General features: G+C 47.9%; 13 protein-coding genes. All 13 read right to left on the reverse strand.

The features are described from left to right. Position 1: 1 nt before the first annotated feature. Positions 2-604, reverse strand: a complete 603-nt coding sequence (locus BREVNS_RS00480) for an indolepyruvate oxidoreductase subunit beta (protein WP_483427113.1) — start codon at positions 602-604, stop codon at positions 2-4. A 1-nt stretch (position 605) separates the two neighbouring features. After that, complete coding sequence (locus tag BREVNS_RS00485) at positions 606-2,192, reverse strand: thiamine pyrophosphate-dependent enzyme (protein ID WP_483427114.1); 1,587 nt, start codon at positions 2,190-2,192, stop codon at positions 606-608. Positions 2,193-2,199: 7 nt separating this feature from the next. After that, positions 2,200-2,397: a hypothetical protein gene (locus BREVNS_RS00490; RefSeq protein ID WP_483427115.1), complete on the reverse strand. Its 198-nt coding sequence runs from the start codon at positions 2,395-2,397 to the stop codon at positions 2,200-2,202. Next, positions 2,394-3,461 carry a mechanosensitive ion channel family protein gene (locus tag BREVNS_RS00495; RefSeq protein WP_483427116.1) on the reverse strand — a complete coding sequence of 356 codons (1,068 nt, stop codon included), beginning with the start codon at positions 3,459-3,461 and terminating at the stop codon, positions 2,394-2,396. The genes BREVNS_RS00490 and BREVNS_RS00495 overlap by 4 nt, the downstream gene beginning before the upstream one ends. 9 nt (positions 3,462-3,470) lie before the next feature. Next, positions 3,471-4,592, reverse strand: a complete 1,122-nt coding sequence (locus BREVNS_RS00500; protein ID WP_483427117.1) for an iron-containing alcohol dehydrogenase — start codon at positions 4,590-4,592, stop codon at positions 3,471-3,473. A gap of 6 nt (positions 4,593-4,598) precedes the next feature. Beyond that, positions 4,599-4,946 carry a cupin domain-containing protein gene (locus BREVNS_RS00505; RefSeq protein ID WP_483427118.1) on the reverse strand — a complete coding sequence of 116 codons (348 nt, stop codon included), beginning with the start codon at positions 4,944-4,946 and terminating at the stop codon, positions 4,599-4,601. A gap of 9 nt (positions 4,947-4,955) precedes the next feature. Next, positions 4,956-7,619, reverse strand: coding sequence for an OmpA family protein (locus BREVNS_RS00510; RefSeq protein ID WP_483427119.1), 2,664 nt, complete (start codon positions 7,617-7,619; stop codon positions 4,956-4,958). 55 nt (positions 7,620-7,674) lie between these two features. Continuing rightward, the gene (carB, locus tag BREVNS_RS00515) at positions 7,675-10,896 is read right to left on the reverse strand and encodes a carbamoyl-phosphate synthase large subunit (RefSeq protein WP_483427120.1); all 3,222 of its coding nucleotides are present in this window, start codon (positions 10,894-10,896) and stop codon (positions 7,675-7,677) included. A gap of 66 nt (positions 10,897-10,962) precedes the next feature. Further along, entirely contained in the window at positions 10,963-11,556 is a 594-nt protein-coding gene (gene recR / locus BREVNS_RS00520; protein WP_483427121.1) for a recombination mediator RecR, read from the reverse strand. 3 nt (positions 11,557-11,559) lie between these two features. Then, entirely contained in the window at positions 11,560-11,859 is a 300-nt protein-coding gene (locus BREVNS_RS00525; protein ID WP_483427122.1) for a YbaB/EbfC family nucleoid-associated protein, read from the reverse strand. Positions 11,860-11,879: 20 nt separating this feature from the next. Beyond that, the gene (gene dnaX / locus BREVNS_RS00530) at positions 11,880-13,649 is read right to left on the reverse strand and encodes a DNA polymerase III subunit gamma/tau (protein WP_483427123.1); all 1,770 of its coding nucleotides are present in this window, start codon (positions 13,647-13,649) and stop codon (positions 11,880-11,882) included. Positions 13,650-13,927: 278 nt separating this feature from the next. After that, positions 13,928-14,518: a rubrerythrin gene (rbr, locus tag BREVNS_RS00535; protein WP_483427124.1), complete on the reverse strand. Its 591-nt coding sequence runs from the start codon at positions 14,516-14,518 to the stop codon at positions 13,928-13,930. 18 nt (positions 14,519-14,536) lie between these two features. Then, positions 14,537-15,025 carry a ferritin gene (locus BREVNS_RS00540; protein WP_483427125.1) on the reverse strand — a complete coding sequence of 163 codons (489 nt, stop codon included), beginning with the start codon at positions 15,023-15,025 and terminating at the stop codon, positions 14,537-14,539. Positions 15,026-15,032: the final 7 nt, after the last annotated feature.

Consider the following 15,032-nt stretch of genomic DNA (forward strand, 5'->3'; position numbering starts at 1 on the left):
CTTACCTCCCTTCTTTCGCGAGAAACGAAAAACCCATTTCCCGACCCTTTTCAAAGGCCTTCAGATTTATCTCTTGATAGGCTGGTTTTACCATATCACGAATAACCCCTTCCCAGAGAGAAACCTCAATTGCAGGCAAAAAGCAAGAAAAAACCCCCAACAAAATGGTGTTCGTGAGTTTTGGGTTTCCTATCTCTCGACAAAGAGAGTCCGTATCCACCTTTAGAAGCGTCCCCACCGAAGTAAACAGCTCATCTCTCTCAGATGGATAAGCCATCCTGCCCAATTTTACAGGAACAGGTTCAATACGAGTAGTGCTCACAAGCGCTATCCCCCCCCGACGGAGAAAAGAAAGATACCGAAGACCCTCTAGATACTCAAAAGCAAGAAGAAAATCCCCCTCTCCCATACTTACCACAGGAGAAAAGACCCTCTCACCCCATCTCACAAAGCTCACCACCGAGCCTTCTCGCTGACTCATTCCATGAATCTCGTTCTTCTTGACATCATACCCACACCGAAACATCACCTCAGCAAGCATATCAGAAGCCAAGACAATTCCCTGCCCACCAACCCCACAAATCACAGCACTCTTGATATCCATATCATTTCTCCTCTTTCCAGAGCTGGTTGAGACGTGGTTGCGCAATCACACATACCCCTTCTATCACGATAACAGAAACCCCCTCATGCTCAAGTTCACGACGAATGGTCTCTCGAAGAAGCGTCTTGTCATACGCAGAAACCCGCACCACGTGTTCCACGCCCATCCCCTTGACCACCTTTTCAATATCCACATAAGGGGTTTTGTGAGCATAGGCATCCACCTTGCTTGCTGGATTGGGCTGATGTCCTGTCATGGCGGTAATATGGTTATCCAGCACCAGGAGTTTCATGGGAATTCGATTGTACACCGCATTGACCACATGCGTCATTGCCGAATGGAAAAAGGTAGAATCTCCTACCACACCTACACTTGGATGATCTTTGCCCACAAGAGACAAAGCCTTTTTGAACCCGGCTTCTACCCCTGCCCCAGCCCCCATACAGATACAGGTATCCATGGCATCATATGGCGGAAAGGCACCAAGGGTATAACATCCTATATCCCCCCAGACGGTTATCCCCATTTCCCCAAGCACCTCAAACACAGGCACATGGGAACACCCCTGACAAAGTTTCGGGGGACGTGGGGGAAGCATCTCCTTCACCACCGCTTCGCCTGTGGGCATCCCAAAGGCTTGCCTGATCCGATCTGGAGTAAGTTCCCCGCACAAAGGAATAACCTCCTTGGCCTTCTCCACGCTCACACCAAGAGAACGAATCTCCTCCTCAATAATGGGATCCAGTTCCTCAATAAGAAAAAGTTTTTCCACAGAGCGGGCAAAAGAGAGGATTTTTTGACGGGGAAGAGGATACATCCCCACCTTCAGCACCGGCGCCTCCGGAAAAACCTCTCGTACATACTGAAACACAAGCCCATGCGTCAAAATACCAAAAGAACGGTCCTTGCCTTCCTCTACTTTATTTCCCCAAAAGTTCTCTGAAAAATCCTGTAGCTTCTTCCATCTTTCCACAGCTACAGGATGACGTCCAATGGCATTCGCAGGAGCCATCACATACTTTCGGATGTCCTTCTGATAGGAAAGGCGAAAAGTCTCTCTCTCCGGTTCTGACAACTCTACCACGGTTCTTGTGTGGGCCACCCTTGTCACCATGCGAAGAATGACCGGTGTATCAAAACGCTCTGATATCTCAAGCCCAATCTTCACAAACTCCTTGGCCTCCTGACTATCCGAAGGCTCAAGAACAGGGAGAAGTCCAAACTTACTCCAGTGCCGGCTATCCTGTTCATTTTGAGAGGAATGCATCCCGGGATCATCAGCCACGACGATGACAAGCCCCGCATTCAGTCCTGTAAAAGCAAGCGTCATCAAGGGATCAGCAGCCACATTAAGCCCTACATGTTTCATGGTCACGATGGAGCGAACTCCGGCAAGGGAAGCCCCAATAGCAACCTCAAGGGCTACTTTCTCATTCACACTCCACTCACAGACAATCTCTGGATAATGTTCAATAATGGCTGGAATTATCTCAGAACTTGGTGTCCCGGGATATCCCGTGGCCACCCCAACACCCCCTTCATACGCCCCCCTGGCTATGGCTTCATTCCCGGACAAAAGTTGCTTCATGGGAAACCTACTCCCGTTCAAACCCAATCCAGAGCCCAAGAAGCACCATCACAATACCTGCCACAATCGTTGACATGGACACAAGGGCATACAATCCCTCATAATTCAGCTTTACAAAGGAAACAAGAAAAAAACCAAAATACATCAAAAAGACCCCAAGTCCTACCATCACCCAGTTCTGGACCATCATCCGGCTCTGTTTCATCGTTTCTTTTCCTCCTTTTTGACGGAATGAGTATAAAGCAACTGCGTCGGATAGGCAAATTCTATCCCATTTTCCTGAAAAGCCTTCATAATACCATGCAAAATCGATTGTTTCACATCCATATGCACCACAAAATCATTGCTTTCCACATAATAAACACACTCAAAGTCAAGACTATACTCACCAAAGGTATCAAAATGACATCTCTCAAAGGTGGCCTGGGGTTCATCCTCAATCACCTTCTTCACCACTCCAGGAATAGCCTTCACCTTCTCAAGCGGCGTTTCATACACCACCCCAAAACGGATCACCACCCGGCGTCTTTCCATATGACGATAGTTATGAAGTCTGAGAGACGTGAGTTCTCTATTGGGAACAATGAGAAGTTCCCCGGAAAGGCTTCGAATTCTTGTCGAACGAAGCCCTATATACTCTACCGTCCCCTTGGTATCCGCATCAATCACTAAAAAATCCCCAACCTCAAAAGGCTTATCAAGAAAAATAGAAATAAACGCAAACAAATCCCCCAGAAAAGACTGGGCGGCAAAGGCTACTGCAATACCTCCAATACCAAGACCAGCCAAAATCGTATTGATCTTAACCCCAATATTATCCAGAATGATAAATAACGCAATAATCCACAAAACAAGTTGAATAATCCCCCAGATACTCTTCACAAAGCCTTCATGAAACTTCTCATCCCTATCCGGCGCCTTCTTGTACCAGTATTCACGGAAAAGCACCTCCAGCACACGAGAAAGAATCATCGTTGCCTCAAAGCCTATCCCGAACACACAGACTCGCTGCAAGAAAACCTGCCATTTTTCGGGAAGAGTCATGGAAGAAACAAAAACAAGCGCCACCGAAAAAAGCACAAGCCCTATGGTTTGCTTTCTGAAACCCTCTCGACGAAGCTTGCCTCTGTCGTGAAGTTTCCATATCCGAAGGATCCAGTAACGAAGCACCCAATCAAAGGCAAAACTCACCCCAATACCCGCCAAAAGGATAACCACAAGGAGCGCATACTTCCACACAGGAATCCCAAGAAACACCATATCAAGCATAGACACTCCTCAAAGTAGCCTTTCCCACATCTTTATCCACACCTCTGAAGGCACATCCGCAGGATTTGCCTTCATGCTGGAACTTGTAGAAAGCCTCACAATCTCCTCTGCCGAAAGCCGAAGATTAAAAGGCTTAAAATCCTTTTCTATACCCATCTTTTCTTTCCACTCGGAAAGAAAACGTATAAATCCCTTCGTTCCCCCACAGGAACGGACAAAAGCAAGCCTTTCATACCCATCAGTGTACTGACTATTCACTTCCACCACATGGTCCAGAAGAATCCCACACACCCTCCCATGGGGAATCGTCGTCATACCCCCAAGCGTGGCGGCAAAACCATGCACTGCCCCAAGCCCTGCATTCGCAAGGGCTATTCCCCCCGCTGTGCTGGCCATCAAAAGCCTCTCTCGTGATTCAAGGTCACTCCCATCTTCTTTGACCCTCACAAGCCCATCGACGATCTCGGGAAGAGAGACATCAGCTAACGCAAATGCCCATAGATGAGACTTTCGACTCACCGCCGCTTCCAGAAGGTGAGTAAAGGCATCAAAAGCCGCATTCACAGTAACCTCCCATGGTGCTGAAAGCGTAAGTTCTGGATCAAGAAAAACAGCCTTTGCCCACAGATTCTCATGACGAAGCGAACGTTTCACCCTTTTCTCAGGCACAATAATCACCGCATTTTTGGTCACTTCAGATCCTGTCCCTGCTGTGGTAGGTACCCCCACCCATGGCAACGGAGAGAAGACAAGTTTTTTTGTCCCAACTTCCTCAAGATAGTCCTGGACGCTTCCCTCATGAACAAGCATAGCTGCCGCAGCCTTGGTAGTATCCAGCACCGATCCCCCACCAATGGCTACAAGTCCCTCTGGTTGCCATTTTTTCAAAGAAGTAACCAGCGTATCCACTACCTCAACGGTAGGTTCACCCCCACTGACCACAAAAGCCTCTACCTCAAGCCCCGTCGCACAGGCCCTTTCTCTCCAGAAAGCCCACTCCGTATCAAAAAAATGTCTCCCACAGCAAAGAGCCCAGCGTTTTCCACACGATGACAGATACTCAAGAAGCAAAGAAAAACGACACCCCCGTCCAGAGAAAACAGGCGGAGTATACCACTGCCAGTTTCCCATACCCTATTACCTCAAGGTCTGGATAAAGGCAAGAAAAACCAGAGGCTTGTCTCCACTATTGCGAATGGCATGACCTTCATGAGGACCGGTAACAACGACATCCCCGGGGTAAACTCTTGTTGTTTGCCCCTGTTCTGTCACCTCGCCTTCACCGCTGAGAATCACATAGTACTCCACCTCATTCTCATGAAAGTGTTCTCCAATACTTGCACCCGAAGGAATCTCTATACGAGCCACTAACCTTACCTGAAAGAGCCTCTCTGAAGGAACAAGGTGGGTGAGGGAGACCACTCCCTCACCACCTCGCATATTCTCTCTCTGTTCAGTCTTTTGATCAGATGTCCTGTAGATCATTCCCCTCTCCTACTTCTTGATGAGAATAAACTCCACACGACGATTCTTGCGTCTTCCCTCTTCAGTCGCATTATCAGCCACAGGATACTGGAAGCCAAACCCCTTTGTCGTCATACGTCGTGCCGGAATACCCTTCTTCACAAGATAATCCTTGACCGCCATGGCCCGCTGAAGAGAGAGTTCAAGGTTTCGTTGTTCACTTCCAATATTATCCGTATGGCCATGTACCTCAATCTCATAGGCACTATATTTCTTGAGAATCTGGGCCAACCTATCAAGGATAGGCATCTTGGTACTCTTGAGTGTCGCTTTCCCAAACTCAAACTCAATGCTATTGATACGAATCCGAAGCCCCAACTCGGTCTGTTCCACTAAAATATCCACAGGAATAACCCCAAGGTTGGTGGTCATGGTATTGCCAAGGCCATCTTCCACCGTCATTTTCACGAGATAATCCTGAGCAGATTCCACCAGTTCACCATTATCCGAACGTCCATCCCAGCGAATAGTCGGAGCGGGATTGCCCTCTCCCCTGAACACCTTGAATGGCTTTTTGTCGGGATCAAGGATCACCATCTCCCAGCGTTTCACATTCTGGGGATCATCCGTGAGAAGATGGAGATAGAGCGTGTCATTTTCCCCATCATTATCAGGAGAGAAGAGGGGTGGATCAAACTCAAAACTCACCGCAGGAGGGGTATTATCCACCACCACAGAAACCTGAGCTTCAGGAGTATGGCCACTCTCGTATACCAGCTTCATCCGGAAGGTATAATTCCCATCGGGAACCATCTTTTTCTGTTTGTCCTTGCCATCCCACACAAAAGAAGCAGGAACAGGACCGCTTCCTTCCCATTTAGCCACCTCTTCACCAAGGGTATTGACAAGAGAACCAGACCATTTTTCAATCCCCTGCTGGTCTGACACCACCGGCTGGAAATTTACCGTTTGACCCTTAGCTACCGAAAGGGCTTGCTTATCCACATTGACAAAAAGTGACTGTTTCTGCGTCGTAAGAATAATTCCCTTGGCCGAAAGAACGGTTTTATTGCCCGCAAGGTCTTCCCCATAGAGAAGATAATCATACGGTCCATCAGGCAAGAGCTGCCCCTTGGGATCAAGCCCATCCCAGACAAGGGAAGGAGGCACATTGGTCTTCCATTCCCAGGAGAGAACAACCTCCCCTTTCTGATTGCGGATCTCCGCCCTCCAGTTGTCCATCCCGGAAACCTGCTGGTCAAGGCGAAGCGTATCCTTTCTCCCATCACCATCCGGAGAAAAGATTCTATCATACAGAGCAAGACTCCCGGAAGGAGCGGTCACATCGAGGACAAGAGCATTGGTTTGAGATGTCCCCTGATTGTTCACTTCATCCCATGCGGTCATCACCACAAAGTACTTACCCTCAGGAGCGAGTGTCCCCTTATCTGTGGTTCCATCCCAGACAATCTTTTCAGGAACAGGAACAGCCGATTTCTTTGCCCAGAGTTTTTTCCAGAAACGGACAAAATCAAGGCCGATATCCCTTTCTTCTTCTGATTTGAAGGTTCGTACCACCTCATTGTTTTCATTGTAGATTCTCACTTCCCACTTTTGCACAAGACTCTCATCTTTTATAGCCACAGGAAACTCAACCACATCCTTGGTGCCATCATAATTGGGAGAGAAGTAATACACCCCTTCGACAAGATCAGGGGAAGCTACCTTGAAATCCACCACAGGGGGCTTTTCATCAATATACCCAAAAGCTACCTGAATTCCCCCCATATGCATAGCCGAAGGAGTATTGTTAAGCATCACCGGATTGTACGAATAAAACACCTCAAAGGGCACCTCATTGACCTTGTAGGCAAAAGAAACCCCAAGCGTATAAAAACCAACCCCATTCCCAAACCAGCCAAGCCCATTATTCCCAAGCACCAGTCCACCACGAAGAAAGAGATGATCTACAATGGAGAAGGTCGTATACCCGATTCCATAAACATTGAAGGGCCATACATCGATATTGGCTTCAAGACCAGCTAATCCCTTGATCCACCCATAGTCAAGCCATGTCCCTGAAATCCCGGCACGAGTTCCGATACCAGGCAAAGGTGTATTGGAAAGTACGTGGGCTGGTTTTCCAAGTCCCTTGAGCGTTATCCCCACGACATTGTCTTTGAAACCAATACCCTTGTCAAAGGAAGCCACACTCTTGCGAAGCCTGAGAATAGCCCCAATATCTCCACCAAAGGCTATATCCATCTGGTTTGAACCGGCACCGTGAACAAGCATATACCCATCAAAACCGAAACTCAGATACCGATCAATCCGCTTACTGAAGCCCACAAAAAAACCATTCACCCCACCAAGCGACTCAGGACCATTGAGAAGTTTTCCTCCAACAGAAAGCACGCCGGTAGGAATAGGCATAGAAAAACTGCCATTGACAAGGGACTGCCATGGAGAAATACCCACCTGCAAAGAGAGATTGAGCCGTTGAACATTCGCCGGAGCAGCCGGATTGAGAAAAAGATAACTACTCCTCTCATCCGACGTAACCCCTGCATACGCATTCCCTGAACCAGCAGGGGTCACTCCAAGATACACCCACTGGCTTCCATCCACAACGGCAAACATCAGCGCAGGCAAGCATCCCAACACCCATATCCATTTTCTCATCACTCTCATCATCTTTACCTCCAGGTATTTTTCTTTTTCTTTCCCCCGGTTTGCCCCACACTCTTTTCTACACCTTCTTCTCCTGGTAGTACTCCTGGATGGCCTGAACCTCAAGGGGCTGATGGCGTTCAGCCATGGCCTCTATCGCCGCATAAATAGCCGATACCGTGGTAATCAGAGGAATTCGACTCTGAATAGCCTGTCGCCGAATATAGGCATCATCATGATGAGCCTTTGAACTGGCGGGGGTATTGAATATCATGTGTATCTGTCCATTTTTCATCAGGTCAAGAATATCCGGTCTGCCCTGTCCCAATTTGAACACCATTTCACAGGGAACATAATTTTCCTTGAGATATTTGGCGGTATTCTCAGTGGCTATGATTTTGTAGCCCATCTCTACAAGACGTTTGGCTGCCTCAACAATCTTTGGTTTATCCCTATCATTCACCGTAATCAGAATAGTTCCACTCTCTGGATAATGATCTCCCGCTGCCATCTCCGCCTTGATAAAAGCCTTGGCAAAGGTCCGATCAATGCCCATCACCTCACCGGTTGACTTCATCTCAGGTCCTAAGATAACATCCGCCTTGGGAAACTTCTGGAAAGGAATCACCACTTCCTTCACAGAAACAAAGTGGGGCTTTTCATAGAGAGGAAGCTGAAGACTCTTGATCGTAGCCCTTCCCATCACAATCATAGTTGCCAATCGTGCCCATGGTTTGCCGGTTGCCTTACTGACAAAGGGAACGGTACGAGAAGCACGGGGATTTACTTCTATGAAATACAACTCATTATCCTTGATGGCAAACTGGACATTCATGAGTCCTTTTACCTTCAAGGCTTTTCCCACCGCCCGTGTTTGATCAATAATCTTGTCTACCATCTCCTTGGAGAGACTCACCGGAGGAAGCACCATAGCCGAATCACCCGAATGAATCCCTGCCTCCTCAATATGCTGCATGATACCAGCAATCACCACCTCCTCTCCATCACCAAGCGCATCCACATCCACTTCCTGAGCATCGTCCAAAAACTTATCAATAAGTACAGGCCCATCCCGCAGGACATCGGCCTCTTCCTGAAGATAGCGTTCCAGTTCCTCACGACTATACACGATAACCATTGCCCGCCCACCAAGCACATACGAAGGCCGGGCAAGCACAGGATATCCCACCTGTTCGGCCAATTCCGCTACCTCATGGATATTTCTGGCAATAGCCGAAGGAGGTTGTTTGAAACCAAGACTCTGGATAAGATCACGAAAACGATCCCTGTCCTCTGCAATATCTATAGCCTCACTTGAAGTTCCTAAGATGGGCACACCCGCTTTTTCCAGTGATTTGGCCAATTTGAGGGGAGTCTGCCCACCAAACTGAAGAATAACCCCAAGCGGCTTTTCCTTTTCGTAAATGTTCATCACATCCTCAAAGGTGAGGGGTTCAAAATAGAGCCTATCCGAGGTATCATAGTCCGTCGATACCGTCTCCGGGTTGGAATTCACCATGATACTCTCATATCCCATATCCCTCAAAGCAAAAGCCGCATGCACACAGGCGTAGTCAAACTCCACTCCCTGCCCGATACGATTGGGACCACTTCCTAAAATCATCACCTTCTCACGAGAGGAAGGTCTCACCTCATCCTCATCCTCATAGGTGGAATAATAATAAGGCGTCTTGGCCTCAAACTCAGCAGCACAGGTATCCACGAGCTTGTAGGTGGGAAGTACCCTTACAGACTTCCGTTTCTCACGGACAATATCCTCTGTCGTTCCATACCATTTGGCTATCTGGCTATCAGAAAACCCATGCTGTTTCAACTCTTTGAAATCTTCCGCAGAGAGCATTTCCAGAGATTTTTTTCTGTAGTTCTTTTCTACCTCAAGAATCTCCGCCATCTGTTTCAAAAACCAGGGATCAATAGCTGAAAGTTCATAGATCCGTTCAATCGACCAGCCACGAAGCATGGCATCCTTGATATAGAGCACCCGATCAGGTCCCGGAATACGGAGCTTCTCCTCAAGAAGCGCTTCAACCTCACCTCCAGAAACCCCTTTCTCCTCCCAGCCCACAAGCCCACGTTCAAGAGAACGAAGGGCCTTTTGAAAGGCCTCTTTGAAGGTTCGTCCAATCGACATCACCTCACCCACAGATTGCATCTGGGTTCCTAAAACCGGAGAAACTCCCTTGAACTTCTCAAAATTGAAGCGGGGAATCTTGACCACCACATAATCAAGGGTGGGTTCAAAAGAAGCCGGCGTTTCTTTGGTAATATCATTTTGTATCTCATCAAGGGTATAACCAACAGAGAGTTTGGCGGCAATCTTGGCGATAGGAAACCCCGTGGCCTTAGAAGCAAGAGCCGAGCTTCTTGAGACACGAGGATTCATCTCAATAACCACCACCTCTCCATTTTTGGGATTCACAGCAAACTGAATATTGGATCCCCCTGTTTCAACCCCAATCTCCCTGATGATAGCAATCGCATAATCCCGAAGACGTTGATATTCCTGATCCGTGAGCGTCTGAGCCGGCGCCACGGTAATCGAATCCCCTGTATGTACCCCCATCGGATCAAGGTTTTCAATGGAACAGATAATCACCACATTGTCATTTTTGTCCCGCATCACCTCAAGTTCATACTCCTTCCAGCCAATCAGAGAACGGTCAATCTGTACCTCACTTTTGAGAGAAAGTTCCAGTCCCTTCTTGACAATCTCAACAAACTCCTCCTGGTTATACGCAATCCCCCCTCCTGTTCCTCCAAGCGTATAGGCGGGGCGAATAATGGCTGGAAACCCGATATGGGGGATAACCTCCAGAGCCTCTTCAAGGGTATGCACCACCCGACTCACAGGAACCTTCAGCCCAATTCTCTCCATCGCTTTGTTGAATTCAGCTCGATCCTCTCCCTTTTTGATGGCATGGTATTGGGCCCCGATCATCTCCACCCCGTACTTGTGCAAAACCCCACTCTCATAGAGCACAATCGCCGTATTGAGAGCCGTCTGACCTCCTAAGGTAGGAAGAAGGGCATCAGGTCGTTCTTTCTCAATGATCTTTTCTACAATCTCTGGGACGATAGGCTCGATATAGGTCTTATCTGCAATCTCTGGATCTGTCATGATGGTAGCAGGATTAGAATTGACTAATACCACTTCATAGCCTTCTTCACGAAGCGCCTTACAAGCCTGAGTACCAGAATAGTCAAACTCACACGCCTGACCGATGGTAATAGGACCTGAACCGATAATAAGAATCTTATGAATATCTGTGCGCTTGGGCATCCTCTTCCCTCCAGAAAAATCCAAAACTCCACTATTATAAAGCAAGCGAAAAAAAAAGTCTATTGTCTACTTCAACTCTTCTCTTGAAACAATCGCCTCAGAAAGCGTCTGGGTTCCTGTTTGAGGAAGAATAGCACCCACAGGAACCCCTCTCGCCAATGTGGTAAACCGAAGGGGATAAGAAGCGAGTTTCTCCCGAATATACATCACGGTGGCATCTCCCTCTGTCGTAGGACTTGTCGCAAAAAAGATTTCCTTGACTTCTCCAGAAGCCACCCGTTTCACAAGTTCCTCAATCCGAAGTTTTGAAGGCGTCATCCCATGGAGAGGGGAAATCACCCCCCCAAGCACATGATAAAGCCCGTGATATTTTCCTGTAGCCTCAATATAGACTATATCAAGGGCGGTTTCCACCACGCAGAGAATAGACCTATCCCGGTTCACATCCTCACAGATGGCACAGCGATTCCCGGCGGAAAAATTTCCACACACCTCACAGATATGGGTCTCATCTCGAAGACGAAGAAGAGCCTGAGCTAAATGATTCACATACTCCCGGGATTGCCCCAAAAGAAAAAGTCCCAGCCTCTCAGCAAGCTTTGTCCCAATACCCGGCACACGACTCCAGACCTCAACGAAACGCCGAAAAGGGTCATTCATGCCCTATTCCTTGAAAAAATCAGCCAACCCACTATTCTTCATCTTTTGTTTCACAAGCTTGTCAATCTCTTTGCCTGCTGCCTTGTGAGCTTCCTTGACACACTTGGCGAGCTCATCAGGTGTTATCTTCATAGCCTCTTCAGAAAACTCAATATTTTTCAAGCCCTTTTTGCCGTCAAGGGTAACTTTGACATACCCTTTGCGAGAAACACCGGTTGCCCGAAGTTCTTCCATGATTTTTTCCGCTTCCTTGGCGGCCTGTTGCATCTTGGCAAGCTCTTTGAACTGATCAAACGCTCCCATGTTTTCCTCCACTTTATGGCTTATGGGTATTTTTTGGCTTTGAAAAGGTCTTCGGCATACTTCACCACATCATCAGCCGAAGTCTCAGAAGAAGCCTCCTGATCACTCGCGGGAGAAGAAGAAACATCTTCCTCTTTTTTCGTCGGTTGGACCTCAACCTGAGAAGGGGTATTCTCTACGGCTTTTCCCTTTCCCGCAGAAGAACCATCCTCCATCAAAACAACAATCTCTGCAGACGTCTGACAAGCTTTCGCAATAGCCTCAGCAATCTTGGAAGAAGCCTTGGTGAGAAAATCCTTCACATAATACGCCTTTGTCCTAACGGTAAGCGTTGTCCCATCCCAATCCACAGAGAGAATTTCCTTCTGCATTTGTCTGGCAATGGTAGAACCCTGAAGGTACCCAAACAAGACCTCTTTCGGGTCATTCTGAGAAGAAACCACCTTTTGAGAAGAAACTTCAGAAGAAGCAGCCACGGGCTTTGTCTCTTTGTCAAGGTCTGTTTTTGGCGTTTCTGGTCTAGATCTCTGCTCCACCTTTGGAGAAGACGACGCCATCGCTGAACCCTGAGAAGAAGGCCGACTCTCCACCTTTGGAGACATACCCCCCATTGGCTTTGTCGGAGAGCCACCTGAAGCAGACGGCAAGCGTTTCAGAAGTTCATCCCGTATCTCCGAAAGCGGAATAAGATTTTTGTAATCCACAAGCTGGACAAAAAGAAGTTCAGCCGCAAGCCTGTCATACTGATCACTCCGAAGCCCTCGCAGAAACTCCGCCATCACCTGCATCATTCGAACAATGTCCGTCGCTTCGACATGGGAAAATAGAGAAGAGAGACGCTGGTACTTTTCCTCACTCATATCCACAAGGGGATCATGAAGAGATAGCCTCTTGACCAAAAGCCCCAACCGAAGAAACTCTACCATCCCCCAGACAAATCCCCTCACATCCCCAAAATGCTGCATATACTCATCAATAACCCGAAGAACAGTGATGATATCACCCTCAACAATGCCCTTCCAGAGATCCTCATAGAACCTCTCAGGAGAAATTCCAAGCACCTCTTTCACCGCAGAAACCGTGAGATTACCCCCTGTATAGATAACCACCTGGTCAAAGATACTCTCGGCATCCCGCAGAGAACCATCCCCTGCCTCAGCGATGAGAAAGAGAGCCTCTTTCTCATACGGATAGCCCTCGGTTTCACAGATGGTCACCAGTTGGTGGGCAATTTTTGTCACCGGAATCTTTTTGAACACGTAGTGCTGACAACGAGAACGAATGGTTGGAAGAAGCTTGTGTACCTCCGTGGTGGCCAAGATAAAAACCACATGAGAAGGGGGTTCTTCGAGAGTCTTGAGAAGGGCATTGGACGCCTCGGTGGTAAGCATGTGGACCTCATCAATGATATAGACCTTGTACCGAAGCTTCACAGGCATATAATTCACTGTCTCTCGGAGTTCACGAATCGCATCAATCCCCCGATTGGAGGCCCCATCAATCTCAATCACATCCATCGCTGAACCATCATTGATAGAGACACAACTCTCACACTGATTGCAAGGTTCTCCCTCATGAGGAGAAAGACAATTGAGAGCCTTGGCAAGAAGCCTTGCCGTGGACGTTTTCCCCACCCCACGAATACCAGAAAAGAGGTAAGCATGGGCTGTCTTTCCGGTTTGCAGGGCATGTTTCAAAGCCTGGGCGAGTGCCTCCTGCCCTACTAACGCATCAAACCTCTGGGGACGCCACTTCCGTGCGGTAACGATAAATCTCTGTTCCGTTTGCATACTAAAGATTATAAGAGAAAGCGAAGAAAAAAGCAATAGAAGACCCTTGCACGGGTGTTTTCTTCCCCTCTTTAGGTCAGGGGCTACGCCCCTGAAACCCCGCTTTTTCTGTTTACAAAGGCTTATTTTTCTTTTTATATCTAAAAAATAGACTTGTTTATTATGGAAAAGAATATTTTTATACTACTTTCTGTTTTCTATTACTTTTTTGAGACCTTTGCACATTCGTGCAAAGGTCTCAAAAGAAAAGCGCCCCAGAGAGGGGCGCTCACAAAAGCTCAGTACGTTTCTACAAACACCTCAAAATATCCCTGGGGATGCTTACAACTGGGGCACACCTGTGGGGCTTCCATGGCCTCAATAATAAAACCACAGTTCCGGCATTTCCAGAGAACCTTCTGGTCCTTTTTGAAGACCTTCCCAGAGGCAATATTCTCCGCCAATTTTCTGTAGCGCGCCTCATGCCTGGCCTCTACCTGAGCAATAGCCCGGAAGCTTGCGGCAATTTCAGGGAATCCCTCCTGTTCGGCCACATTGGCAAATTCAGGATAGAGATGCGTCCACTCTTCATTCTCACCTGCGGCGGCACTCTTGAGATTAGAAAGGGTATCAGCAAGCGCCACCGGATAGCTTGCCTGAATCTCCTGCATCACATCGTTTCCAAGTCCCTCCACAAGGTACTTGAAAAACACCTTGGCGTGCTCTTTCTCGTTGTCCGCCGTTTCTGTAAAAATAGCCTCGATCTGCATGAAGCCTTCTTTTCGTGCCTGAGAGGCATAGTAGGTATAGCGGGTACGTGCCTGAGACTCACCAGCAAAGGCCTTCATGAGATTTTCTGCGGTTTTTGTTCCTTTGAGCGATTTAGCCATTCTTCTCCTCCTTTTACATTATTCTCTCTTTCCAAGTTTTCCATCAAGATAAAGCATCCCTGAGTTGCTCTCTCCTACCTTCTTGAGTTTCTGGACAATCTCAAGGGTCTGTGCCTCCTCTTCTACCTGTTCGGCCACAAACCACTGAAGCATCTGTTCTGTCGCATAGTCTTTTATCTCACGGGCAAAAGCAAGAAGGTCATGGATGCGTTTCGTCACCTTGGTCTCATGCTCATAGGCTGCTTCAAAAACAGAGAGAAGGTTCTTCCACTCAGAAGGGGGCTTGTCTATCGCCTCCATGATGGCTCTTCCCCCTTTCTCCACAATATAGTGATAGAACTTCATCGCGTGATTTACCTCTTCCTGTGCCTGCTTGCGAAACCAGTGAGCACTCCCTGTCCAGGACTCCTCATCGCACCAGGCTGCCATAGCCAAATACAGGTAGGCTGAATACAACTCCGCCTGAATCTGTGCATTCAGCCGCTCATTCATCTGTTTATCAAGCATATCTTTC

It is taken from the genome of Longinema margulisiae (assembly GCF_025266855.1).
GTDB lineage: Bacteria > Spirochaetota > Brevinematia > Brevinematales > Thermospiraceae > Thermospira.